The organism is Paenibacillus sp. PL2-23 (assembly GCF_040834005.1).
Classification (GTDB): Bacteria; Bacillota; Bacilli; order Paenibacillales; family Paenibacillaceae; genus Pristimantibacillus.
The window spans coordinates 3,599,831-3,618,654 of the sequence record NZ_CP162129.1 but is presented as its reverse complement, the minus strand read 5'-3'; the positions used below and the strand labels follow the sequence as shown (position 1 = coordinate 3,618,654).

General features: G+C 53.2%; 17 protein-coding genes. 11 read left to right on the top strand and 6 right to left on the bottom strand.

The genetic code is table 11. The annotated features are described in order from the left end of the window. Nucleotides 1-183: 183 nt before the first annotated feature. From AB1S56_RS15905 to AB1S56_RS15875, 7 genes are all read left to right on the top strand, one after another. Nucleotides 184-1,311: a HEAT repeat domain-containing protein gene (locus AB1S56_RS15905; RefSeq protein WP_340872224.1), complete on the top strand. Its 1,128-nt coding sequence runs from the start codon at nt 184-186 to the stop codon at nt 1,309-1,311. A 69-nt stretch (nt 1,312-1,380) separates the two neighbouring features. Beyond that, nucleotides 1,381-2,373, top strand: coding sequence for a pectinesterase family protein (locus AB1S56_RS15900; RefSeq protein WP_340872225.1), 993 nt, complete (start codon nt 1,381-1,383; stop codon nt 2,371-2,373). A 203-nt stretch (nt 2,374-2,576) separates the two neighbouring features. Next, nucleotides 2,577-3,218, top strand: a complete 642-nt coding sequence (locus AB1S56_RS15895; protein ID WP_340872251.1) for an S-layer homology domain-containing protein — start codon at nt 2,577-2,579, stop codon at nt 3,216-3,218. Beyond that, nucleotides 3,205-4,200 carry a carbohydrate ABC transporter permease gene (locus AB1S56_RS15890; RefSeq protein WP_340872227.1) on the top strand — a complete coding sequence of 332 codons (996 nt, stop codon included), beginning with the start codon at nt 3,205-3,207 and terminating at the stop codon, nt 4,198-4,200. Before AB1S56_RS15895 ends, AB1S56_RS15890 begins: the two co-directional genes overlap by 14 nt. Before the next feature lie 92 nt (nt 4,201-4,292). Beyond that, the gene (locus tag AB1S56_RS15885; protein WP_340872229.1) at nt 4,293-5,129 is read left to right on the top strand and encodes a LacI family DNA-binding transcriptional regulator; all 837 of its coding nucleotides are present in this window, start codon (nt 4,293-4,295) and stop codon (nt 5,127-5,129) included. Between the two features lie 249 nt (nt 5,130-5,378). Further along, on the top strand, nt 5,379-6,710 hold the full coding sequence (locus AB1S56_RS15880) for a cytochrome ubiquinol oxidase subunit I (protein ID WP_340872230.1): 1,332 nt from the start codon (nt 5,379-5,381) through the stop codon (nt 6,708-6,710). A 12-nt stretch (nt 6,711-6,722) separates the two neighbouring features. Then, a complete protein-coding gene (locus AB1S56_RS15875) occupies nt 6,723-7,748 on the top strand; it encodes a cytochrome d ubiquinol oxidase subunit II (protein ID WP_340872253.1) in 1,026 nt (341 codons plus the stop codon). Between the two features lie 59 nt (nt 7,749-7,807). Here the strand turns inward: AB1S56_RS15875 and AB1S56_RS15870 are convergent, their stop codons facing one another. Continuing rightward, the gene (locus AB1S56_RS15870) at nt 7,808-8,245 is read right to left on the bottom strand and encodes a hypothetical protein (RefSeq protein ID WP_340872231.1); all 438 of its coding nucleotides are present in this window, start codon (nt 8,243-8,245) and stop codon (nt 7,808-7,810) included. 147 nt (nt 8,246-8,392) lie between these two features. On the opposite strand from AB1S56_RS15870, the gene AB1S56_RS15865 reads away from it, so the two are divergent. After that, complete coding sequence (locus AB1S56_RS15865; protein WP_340872232.1) at nt 8,393-9,067, top strand: hypothetical protein; 675 nt, start codon at nt 8,393-8,395, stop codon at nt 9,065-9,067. Between the two features lies 1 nt (nt 9,068). Here AB1S56_RS15865 and AB1S56_RS15860 read toward each other — a convergent pair whose 3' ends face one another. The 5 genes from AB1S56_RS15860 to AB1S56_RS15840 form a co-directional block, all read right to left on the bottom strand. Continuing rightward, nucleotides 9,069-10,211 (bottom strand): glycosyl hydrolase family 8, encoded by a 1,143-nt coding sequence (locus tag AB1S56_RS15860; RefSeq protein ID WP_340872233.1) that lies wholly within the window; start codon nt 10,209-10,211, stop codon nt 9,069-9,071. A gap of 116 nt (nt 10,212-10,327) precedes the next feature. Beyond that, nucleotides 10,328-10,684: a hypothetical protein gene (locus AB1S56_RS15855; RefSeq protein ID WP_340872234.1), complete on the bottom strand. Its 357-nt coding sequence runs from the start codon at nt 10,682-10,684 to the stop codon at nt 10,328-10,330. Between the two features lie 90 nt (nt 10,685-10,774). Beyond that, a complete protein-coding gene (locus AB1S56_RS15850; protein WP_340872236.1) occupies nt 10,775-11,410 on the bottom strand; it encodes a response regulator transcription factor in 636 nt (211 codons plus the stop codon). Further along, nucleotides 11,407-13,605 (bottom strand): ATP-binding protein, encoded by a 2,199-nt coding sequence (locus tag AB1S56_RS15845; protein WP_340872237.1) that lies wholly within the window; start codon nt 13,603-13,605, stop codon nt 11,407-11,409. The genes AB1S56_RS15850 and AB1S56_RS15845 overlap by 4 nt, the downstream gene beginning before the upstream one ends. 4 nt (nt 13,606-13,609) lie before the next feature. Next, nucleotides 13,610-14,407: a hypothetical protein gene (locus AB1S56_RS15840; RefSeq protein ID WP_340872238.1), complete on the bottom strand. Its 798-nt coding sequence runs from the start codon at nt 14,405-14,407 to the stop codon at nt 13,610-13,612. Nucleotides 14,408-14,638: 231 nt separating this feature from the next. Here AB1S56_RS15840 and AB1S56_RS15835 point away from each other — a divergent pair, with 231 nt between their 5' ends. From AB1S56_RS15835 to AB1S56_RS15825, 3 genes are all read left to right on the top strand, one after another. Then, nucleotides 14,639-15,244 (top strand): hypothetical protein, encoded by a 606-nt coding sequence (locus AB1S56_RS15835; protein WP_340872239.1) that lies wholly within the window; start codon nt 14,639-14,641, stop codon nt 15,242-15,244. Nucleotides 15,245-15,349: 105 nt separating this feature from the next. Beyond that, on the top strand, nt 15,350-16,234 hold the full coding sequence (locus tag AB1S56_RS15830) for a nicotianamine synthase family protein (RefSeq protein WP_340872241.1): 885 nt from the start codon (nt 15,350-15,352) through the stop codon (nt 16,232-16,234). Between the two features lie 225 nt (nt 16,235-16,459). Then, nucleotides 16,460-18,721 (top strand): helix-turn-helix domain-containing protein, encoded by a 2,262-nt coding sequence (locus AB1S56_RS15825; protein ID WP_340872242.1) that lies wholly within the window; start codon nt 16,460-16,462, stop codon nt 18,719-18,721. Nucleotides 18,722-18,824: the final 103 nt, after the last annotated feature.

The window sequence follows — 18,824 nt, the reverse complement described above, 5'->3', positions numbered from 1 at the left end:
GGAGCAAGATTGAAAAGCTAAATTGGGGATAAGCCATTTCGCCTGCAAGGTCATTGGTATTTCGTAAGTCACCAGAAGGTTGATTTTTTTGTTTGTGATTGATGAATATGGCGGCCCCGCGTGATTAATAACGATTGAGAATGCTATAATAGAACTACTTTTCGTTATGAAAGAGGGGTGCACATGAGCCAAGATTTTACTGGAATGGGACGATATCATCTGCAGAATGATTCCTATGGAATCGCTGCCTTTTGTTTTTTTCGGGCGATCCAGCAGCAGCCTGCTAACGGAAACGCGTGGAACGGCCTGGTGCTTTCATTAGGATTGATGCGCAGGGAAGCCGACACCCAGACGGTTTTAGCGAGATTCGCGCTCAGCGAGCAGCTTCCCTACGACAAGCAGCTGTTTCCAAGCGCATACATGATGTACAGGAACCATCCGAAGGCGATGGCTGCGTGGATACGAAAGATGGCAGGCCGCTCTAATGTGACCGCGGAAGAGCGACTGGCTTTTGAGGGAATGGCGGAGGATATCGACTTACAGTTTGGCAAGCTCGCGGCGGAACGCGGGGAAGAAGCGTTGAAACACGAAGCGATGACGCTTGAGCAATTGGCAGCCCGTGTAATCGAGCTGGATTTAATCATGCAGGGGCAAACGGACGCGTTAGTTACGAAAGCGGAGGAAGGGCTGAAGGACGAGGCTACGGCGCTGTCAGCCATACGAATGTTGAGCCTGTTGCCCGGGCCGCGGAGCGTGCGGTTGTTGCGTCGAACGTGCCGCGACGAGTCGATTCCCGGAAAGATGAGAACGCACGCGCTGCTTGCGCTGAGATGGAGTGGCGTGCGCGAGAAGGTGCGTCTTCATAAGCTGGGAGAGTCATTCGTCGTGGATCTTAGCAATCCGAATCCGGAGCTTTCGATCTCGGTTCCTTCGGCATACAAGCCGGCCTTGGATCGGATGAATCTCTGGCTTGCTCAAAAGCAAGGCTTTGTGACGAATGAAGCGTACGAGAGCTTTGTCTCGACGGAGGATAAGGAGCTGCCGCAAGCGCTGGCGGAGAAGGTGAAGGCGGCCGACCTGCCCAGCTATTTGCAAGAGGTTGTACATACGGTAATCCGAAGCGCTTACGACGAGTATTATCCTATGGTGCCTTTCATCGGGGAGTACCGCTCTTGGAGCAATGCTTTCTTGATCATCATGAAGGAGTATGTGGAAGGCAACGGGATGAACTGGTCATACGGGGAGCTGGAACAGGATGACGCCGCGGTATTGCACCGCAATTGGTTGCTGAGCGCGGTACCCGGATTCTAATAGAGGATTAAAAAAATAGAAGGAAAGCCTCGTTAACACCGGCTTTCCTTCTATTTTTTTAATCCCAGTATGGGCGTCATCTCTAGAGCGAGAGTCCCCGAATCGGGTCTGGCGAACACATACCGTTGCACCTCCGGCAGCTATAGCTGCCGCGAGCAGGCGAATGACTTTACGGCGGAGCATTTAACCATTCAGAATGATGCCGGTGACGACGCCGGTCAGGCCGTTGTGGTATACGCTGCGGCAGACCGCTTAACGTTCCGCGACGTCAGCCTGAAGGGCTGGCAGGATACGCTGTATGCTCATAGCGGTAGACAATATTACGTCGACAGCTATATCGAAGGCGACGTTGACTACATCTTCGGAGGCGCAACGGCGGTATTTGAGAACAGCATCATTCACAGCTTGAGCGGCGGCTACGTGACGGCTGCATCCACGGCGGACAGCAGCGCGGGATATATATTCGTGAACAGCCGACTGACGGCGGAGCCGGGGCTGACCGGAGCGGTATCGCTTGGGCGGCCTTGGCGTCCTTACTCCAATGTCGTGTATATTAACACCTACATGGATGACCATATCAAGCCCGAGGGCTGGGATAACTGGAGCAATCCGGACAATGAGAAGACGGCGCGTTACGGCGAGTTCGCTAGCTATGGTCCCGGCGCATTGCAGCAGCAGCGTCATAAGTGGACGAAGCAGCTGACGCTGGAGGAAGCGGAGGCGCTAGCGCCAGAAGGGCTGCTGGCTGGCAATGACGGATGGAATCCGACCTCAGCTGCATCGCTGGCCGACGGCAGTAACGAGCTAAGCGGCATTACCTTGGATGGCAATGCGCTGGCAGGCTTCAATCCGGGCAAGCTGGACTACGAAGTCGAGCGGAGTGATTCCAGCGGTCTGCCAACCATAAGCGCCATTGCCGCTTCCGACACGAGCGAAGTGTCGATCGAGCAAGCCGAAGCGGTTCCCGGCACGGCAGAGATTCAAGTAACCGCGCAAGATGGTGTTGTCCGGACCTATACCGTTCAGTTCAAGAAGGCTTCGAATGCGATGCGTCGCAACTGAAGAATGGCGAGTCCGTCGCGATCGTCTACTATGACGAAGAAAAGGAGCATTGGGTGAAGGCTGGCGACACGACGGTAACGGGTAATAAAGCAAGCGTAAGCGTAGATCACTTTACGAAGTTCGCGGCGTTCGTCGTGGATAAGAAGACGGGAATTCCGGTTTAGAACTCAACCGGAGACACGGCGTATCAGTCGCCGAAGGACATTGCCGGCCACTGGTCGGAGCGTCAAGTGAAGGAAGCCATCGAGATAGGCTTCGTTCAGGGATACCCAGACGGAACCTTTGACCCGAACGGCAGCGTATCCCGTGCGGAATTCGCCGTTATGCTATCTGGCGCTTTGCAATGGGAAGACGCGGAAGCGCATGCAGAGTTCGCCGACGGGAATCAGATCGGCGAATGGGCGCGCCTAGCGATTGACCGCGCGGTCGCGGCAGCTGTCATCAACGGTTATCCGGATGGAAGCTTCCGTCCGCAAGCCGACATTACGCGTGCCGATCTGGCCGTCATGATTGCAAGAGCAAGCGGTGTTGTATTAGGCGAGACAGTGAGCACGGGCTTTGCGGATGACGCAGACATTCCGGCTTACGCCAAACCGGCGATTGCCGCGCTGCATGAAGCGGGTCTGATCGACGGACGCGGCAAGAATCGTTTTGAGCCGAATGCAACGGCGACAAGAAGCGGCAGTCCTCATTCTGAAGCTGCTGCAAGCGATAGAGTAAATAAGAACAATATCGGCGCAGGCTCCGCGCTATCGGTCGTGTACCTTGTCAACGTGCTGCTCGATTTGCTCTTATTGCTGTTTATCATGAACCGGGTGGTGAAGCTCAGCCATGCAGCCAAGTAAAGCGCGGCCTAACAAGCCGATCACCGCTTATCGCGCCAAAGAAACGATGAGGAAGCTCGTATTCGGCTATTTCTTCTATTCGCTCGTCATCGGGTTAGGGTTCGCCATCTTGTATCCCTTGATTAAGCTCGTTCCGTTCGTGTTCAACCATCTCGAGGATCTCGGCAATCCCGACGTCATCTGGATACCGCTCGAGCTGTCCGTGGACAGCTTCCGCGCGGCCTCGAGGCTCGTGTTCGGCAACGGCATCCCGATGCTGCAATCCGTCGCTTACGCGGCCGTGATCGCGATGATTCAAATTTTCATGTGCGCCGTCGCGGGTTATTCGCTTGGAAGAGTCGATTTCTGGGGAAGAAGCCTCGTCATGTTTCTCGTCATCGTGACGTTCGTGGTGCCGCCACAGTCGCTGCTAATCTCGCAATACTTAAGCTTTAAGCACTTCGATGTCTTCGGGCTGTTCTCGGCCCTGGGAGGCGGCACGATCGATCTGATTAATCAGCCCTATACGCTTTACGTAATCGCATTACTTGGGTTTGGGGTCAAGCAGAGCATGTTCGTGTTCATCTTCCGCCAGTTTTTCAAAGGGCTCCCGAAGGAGCTGGAGGAAGCGGCGTATATCGACGGCTGCGGCTTCTACAAGACATTCTTCAGGATCGGCCTGCCGAACGCGCTGCCGGCGATTATGACGGTTGGCATTCTCGCGTTCGTATGGAACTACGGGGATACGTATTATACCGGGTACTTCCATCCGGACGGTCCGTATTTAAGCCTTAAGCTGATGACGACGTTCGCGCCGGCGAACGTCAACAACATCCTGTATGCCGTACGTACCTGGTATGACGCGCCGGGCGCCACTACGTTCGCATTCGACGCGGTCAAGCAGGCGGCGGCCCTCATCTTCCTGCTGCCGCTCCTGATCCTCTATTTCTTCGCGCAGAAGCGGATCGTCGAGAATCTGGAGCAGTCCGGAATTGTCGGCTAAGCGAGTCAATTACAATTGTCGATTTGTTTGATATACTTAATGTGATTATTTAATCTTTTTTTGAACGACCTCTAGGGCTGGGAGTGTGCCGCGTGAAGCAAGTAACGATCTACGATATAGCGAAAGAGGCCAATGTCTCCGTGGCGACCGTATCCCGGGTGCTTAACAATACGGCGCCCGTGAAGGATAGCACGCGATTGAAGATCATGGGGCTGATTGATCATTACCAATTTCAACCGAACGCTCTCGCTCGCGGCTTGTCCAAGAAGGAGACGGGAACGATCGGGGTCATACAGACGGCTAACCGCATACCGCTCGTGCTGGTGAACGGCAATCTCCCGGGAACCTCTCTCTACCGCGTCATGACGAACGAGAGCAAAGGAGCAGAAATCGCGACGCAATATTTGATCGATTGCGGGCACCGGGACATCGCCTTCATCGCGGGCAACGATAATATGACGACGACGGCCCAGAAGGTGAGAGCATTTAAGAAAGTAATGGCGAGCAATGGATTACCCGTTCCCGACACCAGAGTGCTGTACGGTGATTTCTCGATGACGTCCGGTGAGCGGTTAATGAAGCGATTCTTATCCGAAGAGAGCAGACCGACGGCTGTGTTCTGCGTGAACGACTTCACGGCGGTAGGCGCGGTGAAGGCGGCCATGAAAGCCGGAGTTCGGGTGCCGGACGACATCTCCATCATTGGCTTTGACGATATTCCGCTGGCGTCCGCCATCTACCCGGAGCTGACGACGGTGAAGCAGCAGATGGATCAGCTCGGGGCGACCGCACTGGAAGTGCTGCATAAGCTGGTCGTGAAGGAGAAGGTGAAGAAGGTGACGATTATCGAGCCGGAGCTAGTCGTGAGGGAAAGCGCGCGGCGGCTGAGCGCGGATCGGCAAGCGGCTGCCGCAACGGAGATAGAATGACGATAAATATAGAACGGCGCATCGTAGAATCGTCCGATAGAAGACAGCATGCCTCCCCTGAAGGGAAGCATGCTGTTTTTTCAATCACACAAAACCTCTGAGAGTTAATTATTCTGTCTTCGTTTTTTGTAAGAGAAAGCCTTCTTCATATTTTCCGCACGGTCAATTGCACATAATTACCAGCTTTCCGCCTCATACTACATGAATGCTTCAACCTATATCGAGTAGAGATGAGGAAGGTGCTGGAAGTTGGATAATGTTGTGCTGGCAAGAGCTTTGTTCGGAACGTCGATGGCGTTCCATATTATATTCGCTACTCTGGGCGTCGGCGTTCCGCTTATGATCGTATTCGCCGAAGCGATGGCAGGCATAACCAAAAACAAGGATTATTCTATTATGGCAAAGCGCTGGACGAAGGCGCAGGCTATCCTGCTTGGCGTAGCTATTCCTTCCGGGACGATCGTCGGCGTGATGCTGTCGCTGCTATGGCCTGGATTTATGGAGATCGTGGGACAGGTGATCGCCGTTCCCTTCCAGGTTGAGCTGTGGGCATTTTTCCTGGAAGCCTTGTTCATGTCCATATATATCTACGCGGCGGACCGTTTGTCCCGCAATCTGCGAATCGTCAGCGTTCTCATGGTCGCGCTTGGCGCCTCCGCGTCGGCTGTGCTGATTACGAACGTGCATGCTTGGATGAACACTCCGAGGGGCTTCCGAATAGAAGACGGCTCCGTGACGGACGTGAATCAGCTGGCTGCTATCTTCAATCCCAGCTTCGCGGTGACGGCCATTCATGTCGTGGCTTCCGCTTATATGACGGGCGCGTTCTGCATCGGCTCCGTGGCCGCCTACAAGCTGCTGAAGCGAGACCGTCCCGAGCGCGAACGCGCCTATCACCGCAAGAGCTTGCAGCTCGCGATGGGCGTAGGGTTGGTCTGCTCGCTAGCGACGGCCGTCAACGGGCATTACACGGCGCAAATGCTGCACCACTACTTGCCCTTGAAACTCGCTGCCGCGGAAGGGCTGTTCGAGACGCAAGCCTATGCGCCGCTGGAAATATTCGGGCGAACGAGCATCGAGGAGCAGCGGGTCGTAGGCGGCATCGAAGTTCCGTGGGCGCTCAGCTTCCTGGCGACGGACCGCTTCGACGGTGTCGTAAGAGGTCTTAACGATTATCCGCAGGAGCTGTGGCCGCCTCTCTATGTGCACACCTTGTTTAATGTAATGGTCCTGATCGGCGGGGCGCTTCTAGGACTGTCCGCACTAGCGATGTTCATCCTATTCATCCGCAAGCGAATGCTTCCGAGATGGCTGCTCGTCGTGCTGTTGTCGGCGGGCCCCCTTGCGCTGATCGGCATAGAGAGCGGCTGGGTATTCAGCTGCACGGGCCGGCAGCCATGGGTCATCAGCGGCGTGCAGCTTACCGCGGATGCCGCCACCCGTTCCGACGATATAGGCATCCTGTTCGTCTTGTTCCTCGGACTATATGCTCTGCTCATGACCATCACGATATTTGTCATGCGGTTTTATTTCCGCAGAAGACCAGTAGGCCGCGAGCTGCTGCCGGTGGAAGGGAGCTGACGTAACATGGATATGAATCACGCGAATATTGCGATTGCCATTCTGTGGGCTTTTATATTCGCCTATGCCATTCTGGGCTCCGTGGATTTCGGGGCGGGCTTCTGGGCGCTTGTGTTCGACCGCAGGTCGGGAACGCGGGCCGCACAGATCGCGAATCGTTATTTGTCGCCATCCTGGGAGGTTACGAATGTCTTCCTGGTGCTGATCGCCGTCGCGCTTGTCGGCTTCTTCCCGAGGGGAGCATACTGGTTCGGCACGATCCTGCTGGTTCCTGTCAGTCTTGTTCTGATTCTGCTGACGATTCGAAGCAGCTTCATGGTCTACAGCTATTCGACGGAGAAGTTCAGCCGGCTGCTCAAATGGATATCGGGCTTGACGGGGGTGCTGATTCCGGGGCTGCTGCTCAGTGTACTGCCAATCTCGTTAGGCGGATTTGTTAAGGTGTCTCCGGACGCGCAGCCTGAGCTGCTATTCGGCAAGCTTCTTCAATCCCCTACGGAATATGCGCATTTGGCCTTCGGCATTACGTCGGAATTATTTTTGGCAGCTTTATTCCTTGCCGACTATGCGCACGAGGCCGAGGAGTTCCATACTTATCGCATATATAGAAGGGCAGCGATGATGATCGGTCCGTTCACGCTGCTGACGGCCGTGCTGGCAACCTACGCTATGGCGCCGGAAGCGGGCTGGATTGTTGGCCGCATCGAAAGCCAGTGGCCTTGGTTTATGGCTTCCGTTATTTTTTTCGCGATCGGGTACGGATTTATGCTGCCGAGGCACAGGCCAGAGGCTCCGGGACGGCCGCGGCTTGCGGTCACCTTCATTATCGGCCAATATTTCCTTGCAAGCGTCGGGTATGGGATCGCACATCTTCCGTATCTTATTTATCCCTACCTGCGCATTGAGGACGCCGTTACGAACTGGGCCAGCTTCCGCTCTCTGCTTGTGTCATACAGTATCGGGGTAGCGGTGCTTGCGCCGGGCTTCTATCTGTTCTGGAGGCTGTTTCTCAAGGACAAGCGGTATATCCGGGAATGAAGGAAAGGGCAGGATCGTGCAGATCGCTGCCCCTTTCGTATACAAGCGGTATTATAGGTTCAAGCTGGAGCCAGCTTCCGCAGAAACCATCCCAAGGCCCCGCCATAGATGAGATGGCCGACCAGCCAGTAGAAGAAAGCTTCTCCGTTCATCAGCTCCGGCGTTCTATCGGACAGGAGCGTCGTCGGATATAGCAGAAGTGCAATTGCGACGCTGATTGCGCAGGAGGCAAGCAGGATCTGCCGCCTTGTCCAGTGCTTGGCGGAGGCGTATGAGCCAACGAGGCTTCCCAGAATAAGAGAGATGACGAGGTGCAGCAGGAATTCGACGGATTCATGGAGCTGCAGCTCCTTTAGAATGGGAATATAATCTACATTCAACAGCAGCGTGTACACCCGAAGCATGGTCAGCTCCTCTATTGCCTTGAGGAAAAGGCCAAGCACGATTCCGGATGCCATTCCCGCAATTATTGATGTCAGCAGCTTGCTCTGCCGCATAATTGTGATTCCTCCTTCGCTGAATTCCGTGTAAAATACAAGTATTATAATTGTATAGTCAGTCTCTCTTATTGACCAGCTTAAACGGTTGAAGGGATTCGATTTCTCAGGGGAGCTGCGGACAACAGGAAGGGAGTGGAGAAAAGAATGGTAGCTGCTGAATCTGATCAACCAATTTACAGAGTGCTCGCGAGAGCTCAGCTGAGGAAGGGCTGCGAGGAGCAGGCTGTGGCAGCGGCTAAGGAGGATCTTACGGCCAAGCAGCGAATAGCAAGGGGACAACTGATGACGTTCGGCTGTTTCCGATGGGAGCGCAATCTGTTCCTGTACGCGGAATGCGTGGGGGAGAGGCTGGACGCGGAGGAGCTCCTGCCCAGCGTGTCCCCCTATCTGGAGCTGTGGCCGGGACAGGAGGAGAAGCGAGCGTGGATTCAGATGATCGACGTCTTCCATTTCAACGAGCCGGCCAGCTTGGAGCATTGGAAGCGGAAATCAGTGGTAGAGCGCCGCGTCGGCAGAGTCGCCCATTTGAAGCCGGAGATGGCGGCCAGCTATATCTATTACCATTACCAGCTGCAGGAGGAGCAGGCGTTCCACGGACCCAAATACGAGATCATCGGCATGCATGAAAACATGCTGTTCGGCTATCAGGAATTTCCTGTCGTGGTTGAAGAGCCAGCACTGCCGGGCAAGCTTCGGACGCGGGGGACGCCGGACAACTGGAGCGATGCGCGGATGGACCTGCATTTCCAGCCCTGGCCGGACGGACATCTGTATTTTAAACCGGTGGATACGGTCTTTGTGTATCCTGATATCGAGTAGTCTAGTAAATGCGATAACGTCCGCAAAGCGCCAGCAGGCTGAACATATACAGGCAGTTGTCGTAATACCGGCGGGCACCGTCTCGAAGCGGCGTGTTCCAGAACAGACGGGCGAAATGCTCCGCATCCGGACCATCTGCGGCTAGAGACGCCATCGCGTTGGTCGCGAGCAGCCCAATGGGGTGAAGAGAAGGCTCATCAAAGGGCTTGCCGTCGATCGTATAGCGGCGATAATCCGATACAGCAATGTCGCGGAAAAAGCGTTGAAGGCGGTTCGACTGTTCAACCTGCCACGGATCGGCGCGGAACCATTCCCAGTCGAGCCCGATATTGGCAGCTACTCGATACGCGTCACTGAAAAAATGACGGAAATCGCCGTGGCGCTGCACCGGGGCAGGGGTTCCGTCATAGTTGGCGTATTCCGGAGAGAGGCCCGTCTCCGGATGACAGGCGGTGTGAAGGTATGCTCGGCTGGCTGCCGCTGCTTCCCTCCAGAATACCCTGTCCTCCTCGTCCGCTCGCTCCGCGAACAGCTCGTAGAAGTGGGGCAGATGATAGGACGGATCGCTGAAAGGCGATTCCGGAACAAACTTGATAAGCCTTGTCGGCAGATCCCACATGGGATCTCCTTCGCCTTCCTCGCCTTTATGAATGCAGGCGCGGAGAATGGTCTTGGCCTGAACGGAGTAATTGTACGGCTCAGGACCGTCTCCCCAGCGGCTTGAGGCGAACAATAGCGCCATCGCGTAGAACTCTTCTCCGTCGGGGGCGGGACCCTGCGAGAGGCGGGTGCCCTCTGTCGTGCAATGCCATGCGAAATAATGCTGGTAACGACCCTCGGTATGCTGCATAAATCGCTTCGAGAACGTCCACAGGCGGTCGAATATGTTCTTGTCGTTCATCTGAACAGCCATCATCATGCCGTAAGACATACCCTCTGTCCGAACATCCGTATTCCCTGTGTCCAGGAAATAACCCATATCTTCACCCATCGGGTAATAGATTCTAGTGTTCGCATCCCCCTCAATTAACTCAGCCCATGTCTGCTCAAGCTTCGTTTGAATCAAGCTCTCTTCGTACCCTAGTTCCTTAAAGAGATTGCGATATTCGCCTGTATGATAGGCGCCTTGCGCGATCGTTGTCATAGAATCCCTCCTAGCTGCATGGTTCAATATCTGTATCTTATCATGCAAGGGATTTCACAAATTTAAGAATATATATAAGAAAATATAGTTGTTCGCAGTCTCCCAAGGGTTATTACTTAATAGTTAGCTACTGCTTTCTTAAGCAGCTTGATATCAATGGTGTGCTCATTAACTGTGGCGGCCGTCTCCATAAAGGCGGAAATCATCTCTGAATTTCGCACGACCTGCTCGAACGTGGAGTCAAGCTTGGCGTTCATACGTCCCAATTCAGCTGCCATACCGTCAAACTTCACATGAAGCTCGGAGATATCGTCCTTGGTAGCCATGTTGGCGATATCGTCCTTGGTAGCCATGTTGGCGATATCGTCCTTGGTGGCCATGTTGACGATATCGTCCTTGGTAGCCGTGTGATCCAGTCTAAGCTCGATGGCGTTCAGTTTCTCGAAGATTAGCTGAAGTAATTCATCCTTCAAGAGAGCACATCCTTCCCATGATATGGATACCAGTGTTGGCGAACGTTTGTTTGTATGTATATTTTATCGGAAAATGGAGAAAAAAACAATTTAATTATATGGCTCTTTTACCATTCTAGCTGCTTCGGCGCGGTCCGCGGCATGGAGCTTGTTCAGGACGAGGGTCACGTAATTGGATACGGTTTTGGCCGTTAGACCCATAACCTCGCTGATTCTCGCGTTGGAATAGCCTTCGGCTATGTAATGGAGCACCTCCTTCTCACGGGCGGTCAGCTGGGAGAATTGATCAAGGTTAGAGACGGGGCGGGTAGCGTAATCGATCATGCGCGCCGCCACCTCTGCGCTGAAGATCGCTTCACCGGCAGTGATGGCGCGGATGGCGCGAATGATCTCGTCCTTATCGGCGTCTTTGAGGAAATAGCCTCTAGCCCCCGTCTTCATTGCCGCTATAACCGATGTATCATCCTCGTGCATCGTCAGGAACAAGATTTGCACATCCGGATGCTGCTTTTTGATGTGCCGCGCTGCATCTACGCCGTTCATGCCGGGCATCCGAATATCCATCAAGATGACATCAGGCAATTCCCGCTCACAGAGGGCGATAGCTTCCTCCCCGTTCGTAGCTTCTCCTGTGACTATCATGTCGTCTACGGTCTCCAGGATCGTTTTTAGCCCTTTGCGGTACATGGGGTGATCATCTGCAATCATTATTTTCCATATCTTCATGAATCGACACTCCAATCGGTATGAATATGCAAAGGCAGCCAAGTCGAAACTTTAGTACCTCGGCCGTCTCGATTTCCAATCCGGCTCCTTCCTCCAAGCTCCGCGGCTCGCTCCTGTATGGAGGTTAATCCGACGCCAACGCCGGATCCGGCTTCATGGTCTTTTGAAGCGGGGATACCCACTCCGTCATCCGTTATCTCCACATAGAGCTCCTCGCACTTCTCACCCATCCCCATGGCAAGAGTGACTTGGCATCTACTGGCTTTGGCATGCTTAATGACGTTGGCAAGCGCTTCGGACACGATTCGATAGGCAGCGACTTCAACGGCAGCAGGCAAGGGAGGGAGAGGATCGGGTGAGGCTACTTCAAAAATAACCTCTTCGCCGCTCGTTCGCTCGTCCGCCAGCTGAATATACATCAGACGATCCGCCTGCTGGGTGATGGCGCCTACAAGGCCGTATTGATCCAGTGCCGGAGGACGCAGGTTATGAACAAAATCGCGAATGTCGCTGACCATAACCCGAATGTCGTTCTCCAGCTCATCGGCAATAGCCTCCGCCCTGCTTGGGTCCTTGCGAATCAGCTTGTGCGCTGCCGACGCGAATAACGCAAGAGAGGCCAGTCGGGGAGCGAGGTCATCATGCAAGTTGTTTCGGATGGCGCGTCTTTCCTCCTCGCGTGCGAAGATAAGCTTCTCTCTAGAGGTGTGCAGCTCCTGCATAAGGCGGTTAATATCCAGTGACTGCTTCAAGCCGTGAACGATACGAGAGGCTTCCCTGCTTAGCAACTGCAGAAGCTTGTGATCCGCTGCACTCAGCGGCTCGGCAGGCGCTCGAGGTGCGACAAAGAGGCTGCCAAGCTCCTCCCCGCCCATGACCAGAGGGAATCGATGGGCCCCTTCCTGGCGAGGGTAGCCTGCCATCGCTGCCTCTCGTTCCGTTCCATTTACGAGAATTGTAATGGAAGCGTGGGAGAGACGCAGCATCTCTTGAATGGTCGTCACGACGGAATGGAGGATTTGCTCAGGTGTATGAGGCGCCTTCAACTGATCGCCCAGTCCCACCAGAAAGGATAAGGGATTGTCCCTTTTGCCATAAAGAATCCTGTTAACCAGCTTATCCAGGACATCCTTCAGCGGGCTGAACAAGACGGCGACCAGTCCTGTCGCGATGAGAGAATATAAGCCCCTCTCCGATTGGAATACAAGAGTAAGATACCATACGGTTGCCATATAGATGCCGAACACAAGCAGAAGGAGCAGCGCGTAAACAACGCTCTTGCGAACGATAGGCGGGACGCCCCACAAACGGTGCATCAGCAAAGCAGCTCCCAGCGCAAACGGAATGGGCAGCATGGCAAGGCGTACCAGGAGATCCAGCCAGAACACGCTGTTCCCGTAAAGCTGAGGCCAAATTAAGAGCAGCAGATTGACGCTGATTAGTGCGGCGAAGGCACCGATAAATCCGAAAGCGACCTTGCGGATCGCATTTCGTGCTTCTGCGGATTTATTTTCGCGGTATTGCATGTACTGACTATAAGCCAGCGTCCCGAAAAAAACGATGACCCAGCATAATGACAGCCATAACGGCCATCGTTCTGTCTGAATGTCGGCAATTGGAAGATAGTCGGGTAAATACCGGAATAAGAAAGCGAAGACAGCTACAGCTCCTATCCATCTGCGAGTCACGCGTCCGCTTGGGAACAATAAGGCGAACAGCAGGTAGCCCGGCATTCCGGCGCTCTGCACAAGAGGTGTCAGCAGCTCCGTGCCTCCCCACTGTCTGAAAGCGAGATCACTGAACGCGAAGGATAGGAGAGCAAAAGCCGTGATGGACCCGATGGCGTCCCTCGGCTTCAACAGAAGGATCAGTGCGCTGACGAGCCCGTAACACGCGAAAAAAAACAAGTCGATGCCGATATGGAGCAGGGCCAGCCCGGAGGCCGTCATACCAAGCGACTTGCCCCAATGGGGGGGCAAAGGGGAGATTGTCGTATCGGAGCACTCCCTTGCCGAGCTGAAGCAGGAGCTTATCAAATAGTCGAAATAAGAAGGCAGCGACGCCAGATAGCTCAGGCTGAGAAACAGGCAGATCGAAATCATTCCGACATACAACGCAAGAAGCCACCGGGTTTGGCGGTGGCTGAGCTTGCTTATATCGCTTTGTCGTACAGGCTTCTGTTGAGCCGTTATCACATGATCACCTCGTTCTTTTGCTATATACGACGGCGGCGGCATACACGATGCCATAAACAATAGACGCTATACCGCCCGCGATGCCCCAACTTCCTGGATGGTTCGGAACCGCAAGAGCGGATGCTCCCAGGTACACATAAGTGATGCTTACGATAATCCCCAGCACGTAAGCACCGACACGCTGCGAGGCAGCCAGCCATCCGCCGTATAACAACACGATCAGCATCGCTGCTTGCTCGCCCCAGCGGAATTGCTCCGCCGTCTCCGACCACTGCTGGATACCCGAGTGGACAGCTACAGGCAGCAGAATGAGCGCTGCAATTGCCGTCAGCACGAGCAGGGGACGGGAATAGCCTGTAGACGGTTCCAGTCGCACCGCAGAGGACCGATTGTGATAGAAGGCGAGCAGGATTCCCAGCGTGAGCAGAAACATAACGAATACAAATAGCTTCATTATGGCAAGCTTAGGGGCAGTGATAGCGAATACCGCCAGAAATACGAGATGGCCAACCATATAGAAGTGCAATAATATCGGCTTCTCAAAAGGCCGGCGCAGCAAGGCGATCAAGCTTCCGCCAAATAGGAAGGCCAGCAAGGCTCCATGTGAAGCTGCGAGCCAGCGATAGGAATCTGGCAAATACGTTGGTCCTCCACAGCCCCCGCAATCAGATGGCAGCCAAGGCTCCAAAGCCTCTGTAGCTCCTTGCAGCAAAAAAAATCCAAACAGTGCAAACAGTGCCGCCACAACAACAAAACCGATTCTCTTCCAGCGCTTAGGCTGGCTGCTTTGAGTCATTTCCATCTTGTTACATCCTCCTCATTGGTTATGAGTTTAGCTTATCGGAACGGCTTCCCTAACCAATAGAGGAGATTTCCCGATTGTTCGGGAAAGATGTCGGGAATTATATTCGCTTTGAGATGAACAATATCCTGCTGACCTGATTGCGCGCATTGAAGGCCGCGATATAGAATAGACGTGATATTGTTTGCTAATAGATCCTTTATCGCTATTGGGGAATGGAGGCTGAACGGAATGGGCAGGCTTGTATTTTTCCTTGGGGGGGCCGGCGCGGGCAAAACAACTCTCGCCAAAGCGTTGGCTAAGCGAAGCCACGCCGCGCTCTTCGATATGGACACGCTCCTGCGCCCTGCCGCTGAAGCAATTATGACACTTTCTGGACTGGATCCGAATGACCGGGACTCTCCGCTGTACAAGACAAGGTGCAGGGATTTAGGCTATCGTCTTACGATGGATGCCGCATTGGAGAATATCGCCTTGGGTACGGATGCGTATGTAATCGGTCCGTTTACGCGCGAGACAGAGGAACCTGAGTGGCTGGGTGGCGAGCTTGCCCGGATTGGCGCAGATTTAAGCACCGTGGATGTGAAGGTGATTTTCGTCAGCCTGCAGGAAGACAGCCATTATAGGGAACGCATTGTTCAACGGGGATCGGCTCTTGACGCCTGGAAGCTGGACAATTGGGCCGTATTCAGCCGTTCTCTTGCTGCACGCAGCTCGAAATGGCCGTTGCCGGATTCGTCCGTGCTTTATTTTGATAATACGGGAGAGCTAACTACAGACAAGCTTTCGATGGTTGAGGATTGGATCGGGCATGAAGCACACAACTATAGAAGCTAGTAAGACTTTGAATAATCGGCTTGCGTTCCGCTCGTCTACAACCTGAATCCTTTGAATATATTCCATAGTAACGTTTCGGATATGGACGATGGAGGAGTTGAACCAATGCACGAGGAATCAATGGGAGCTCTTAACCTTAAAGTCAGCAGGCCAGAACGTGTGGAACATATACTCTCCATAATTAAGGAAGCTAATGAGCTGCTTCAGAAGGAGGGGGACCTATCCCCTGCCAACCAGCGGGTTGTGAGCATCATTGCCCGTTTGACTCTAGAGCTTCGTTCCCACTTTTCTCCGGAGGACATGCAGGAGGTATTAAGCAGTAATTATATTCGGTTGCATCAACTAGGGCTCCGGGCCAAATTATCGGAGGCTGAATTTCTGGCCGAGTTAAGCGATTCTATTCGTGTTTGCGGGAGCGATCAACTCTCCATTACAACATTAACTGGGCTTTCTTGCTGGCCTGCCTACATGGCTTTGGTGAGGGACGAACTGCTGGCGCTTCGACGTTTTGCCGGCGGAAGGGAGAGAACGGGTAAAACGCCGATCGTATTTGTCGGAAGCGGACCCATGCCTCTTAGCCCAATTATTTTAAACCTCCTTGGCGAGGAATCGGTTGTCTGTCTGGAAATCGACAATAGAGCTTATGAGGCTTCTCAATTGTTAATGATGCGCCTGGGTATGGAATCTAAGGTAAAGATCGTGTTGTGTGATGGCGCGGATTTCGATTACAGCCCTTATGAAGGAATGATTATTGCTAGCCTCGTTCCGAATAAGGAGGCGGTGCTTTCATGCATCCGGGGCACTTCGCCGTATGCACTCGTCGGGATTCGAACCGCCGAAGGATTAAGGCAGATCATGTACGAGGCGCTGGATGAATCCCGTATTCGAGAGCAGGGGTGGCGAATTCTGGATCGAACCTCGCCAGACCGCCGCCTGGTCATTAATTCGACCTTGCTTCTTGAACCGGAGACGACGCCTGAATACATGTAATGTAATGAAATGCCATGACATACCGCTTCATTAGTTAGACGGCTTCCTTAGGTTGTGCTCAGCACCGACCTTGGGAAGCCGTTATTTTCTTGTTGATGAACAGGGTTCCGTTATCGGAGAAGCCGTGATACAATTGATTGGCGGGTAAACCGCTTAACTTATTGCTTGAAGCAAATATGATAGCGCTTTCAAATTATAGAATCGGAGCAAAGCTGGAGGTTGGTTATGATTAAGCTGAATAACTGGTATTTGCGGCTGTTCGTTTCGTATTTTCCGATTTTGGTGCTCACCGTATCGATGATCATTTTCCTGTCGTTCATCGCGGTTAACGAGGTATCGAAATCCGAGACGACCAAGGCCGACAGTATTGCAACCGGTTACGTAGTGGACAGCGTGGAACGAGCTGTCAGAGACGTCGAGTTTAAGGTATTGAATGAGGTGTCAGCCAACGCGAGCTACGCTGCCTATCTGAATGGGTCCTCGATTACAAGTGACAAGTACAATATTGCGCACAGCTTGAGGGCCTTGGTCGAGGACAGCGATCTAATCGAGTCGATCTATCTGTACAGACAATCCGATGATACTGTGCTGACAGCCAATGGACAAACCCCGCTGCTGGAATTCGGCGATCGCAGCTTCATTGCTCATGCGAAGCAGAACCGCACCTACCAAGGCTGGTCAGAGAGCAGGGATTTTAGAGAGTATGACCGATTGGATCCGGTGAAGGTCATTACGATGTACAAGCAGACGCCGCTGCCGTTCGGCAAGGAAGGCCTTCTGGTCATTAATGTTGATTTGTACGCGACTCATCAGTTTATTGCCAGTATGACCAATCACACATTGTCGTTCATGCGTATCTTCGATGCTTCTAATCAACTCATTTATCCCCCCAGCCAAGGCTCTGCCGCTGCAGGAGAAGGTGATGTGCTGACAAAGGTTCATTCCCGTTCGCTTGGCTGGACATTCGAGAGCGGCATCTACGCGGGGCAACTGCTGGGCTGGGTATCAGTTGTATCTTACGTTTGGGTTGCATTGGCAATGGTAACCTTCTTCATAGCGATTATTTATATTGTGTGGGTCACACGTCGTAATTATAAGCCAATTCGGCTGATGATGAATCGCATTCAAGCCCTTCAGCTTCGCGGCAGCGATGGAGAAGCGGTTAAGCTGGACGACATGACGATGATTGACCGAGCACTGGAAAACCTAATTGTGCAGTCGATGGATTACGAGAAGGAACAGAAGGAAAGCGTTCTGCTCCAACGCAGACAGCTGTTCAACGATCTTTTGAGCGGACAGCGGCAAGAGCATACCAGCGAGCGAATGCGTACGCTAGACCTGCTCCCTTGTGCGGGAAGCTACGCTGTTATGATTGTAAGGCTGAACCAGTATGAGAGCTTTCAATCTCGGAATACGCTGAATGAGCAGAACGTTCTTAAATTTGCGCTTGGCAATGTGCTTCAGGAGCTTGGTCTTAACGAGGGCTTGCGCGGTTGGGGTGAATGGAGTGCGCCGGATAAAATTATATTTGTATTTGCTTCATCGGATGGAAGCGATGGAGAGCTGCTGGAGAGACTGCGAAGAACAGCCTTAATAGCAAGACCATGGGTCGAAAAGCATCTGCGATTTTCGCTTTCCATCGGCATCGGCTCTATTGTGAGGGACTGGGGCGGAATCCGGCAGTCGTTCCGCGATGCAGAATCCGGTCTGGCTTACCTGCTCACGATTGGACAAGAGGCAATCACTTACAGCGGCGATATTCCGCCCAATAAGCCAAGCGGTTTATTCCTGTATATGCAGCAATGCACCGATTCGGTACAGGAATTCAGGCTGACAAGCGACAGCTGGCGCGATACCTTAGAGCTGCTGTTCTCGCAGCTGGAGCAGGACAAGCTTAGGGACGAGGAGATCTACTCCTTAATTCAGTTGCTGCTGCAGATGCTGGGCCGTGAGCTGAAGCAGCTAACGGATTCACTGGACGAGAGCATTGACGGCGATCAGATGCCACGGCTGCTGCAAGAGCTGAAGGAGGCACCGTCCCTCGGGGCGCTGCGAGAGAGACTTCTGGACAGCTTGGACGCGCTTTATGATCAGTATGTGGAGCTTAGTCAAACCAAAAGCTACAAAACGTTAATTGCGGAAATTAGAGCTTATATTCAACAAAATTTTGCCGACCCCGACCTATCGCTTAAGCATCTTAGCGACCGGTTTCAAATATCGGCTAAATACACAAGCTATCTATTCAAGCTGGAATATGATATGAAATTTGTTGACTATTTGGTTCAGCTCCGTATGCGCGAGGCGGAGCGTCTGCTTGCGGAGACGGATGAGACGGTGCATCAAATTGCGCTCTGGGTAGGTTATGCCAATTCTATTACCTTCGGCCGTGTGTTCAAGCGTACTACCGGTGTGACACCAGGTGAATATCGCAAGCTGCGAATACGGCCGTCAGCTTTGTCGTTAGGCTATCATAATAATCGTCAGTAACATTCAGCACATAATGCGGCAGTCCGAAGCGGTTTAGCGATTCGGACTGCCGCTGCTTTATCTCTGCCGATTAGCGTTTATCATGGGAATCCGCTTTATTGCA

Excerpts from the sequence above, each read along its gene's own strand:
- AB1S56_RS15905 (WP_340872224.1), top strand. The coding sequence starts at position 184 with ATGAGCCAAGATTTTACTGGAATGGGACGATATCATCTGCAGAATGAT.
- AB1S56_RS15900 (WP_340872225.1), top strand. The coding sequence starts at position 1,381 with ATGGGCGTCATCTCTAGAGCGAGAGTCCCCGAATCGGGTCTGGCGAAC.
- AB1S56_RS15890 (WP_340872227.1), top strand. The coding sequence starts at position 3,205 with ATGCAGCCAAGTAAAGCGCGGCCTAACAAGCCGATCACCGCTTATCGC.
- AB1S56_RS15875 (WP_340872253.1), top strand. The coding sequence starts at position 6,723 with ATGAATCACGCGAATATTGCGATTGCCATTCTGTGGGCTTTTATATTC.
- AB1S56_RS15870 (WP_340872231.1), bottom strand. The coding sequence starts at position 8,245 with ATGCGGCAGAGCAAGCTGCTGACATCAATAATTGCGGGAATGGCATCC.
- AB1S56_RS15865 (WP_340872232.1), top strand. The coding sequence starts at position 8,393 with ATGGTAGCTGCTGAATCTGATCAACCAATTTACAGAGTGCTCGCGAGA.
- AB1S56_RS15860 (WP_340872233.1), bottom strand. The coding sequence starts at position 10,211 with ATGACAACGATCGCGCAAGGCGCCTATCATACAGGCGAATATCGCAAT.
- AB1S56_RS15850 (WP_340872236.1), bottom strand. The coding sequence starts at position 11,410 with ATGAAGATATGGAAAATAATGATTGCAGATGATCACCCCATGTACCGC.
- AB1S56_RS15840 (WP_340872238.1), bottom strand. The coding sequence starts at position 14,407 with ATGGAAATGACTCAAAGCAGCCAGCCTAAGCGCTGGAAGAGAATCGGT.
- AB1S56_RS15835 (WP_340872239.1), top strand. The coding sequence starts at position 14,639 with ATGGGCAGGCTTGTATTTTTCCTTGGGGGGGCCGGCGCGGGCAAAACA.
- AB1S56_RS15830 (WP_340872241.1), top strand. The coding sequence starts at position 15,350 with ATGCACGAGGAATCAATGGGAGCTCTTAACCTTAAAGTCAGCAGGCCA.
- AB1S56_RS15825 (WP_340872242.1), top strand. The coding sequence starts at position 16,460 with ATGATTAAGCTGAATAACTGGTATTTGCGGCTGTTCGTTTCGTATTTT.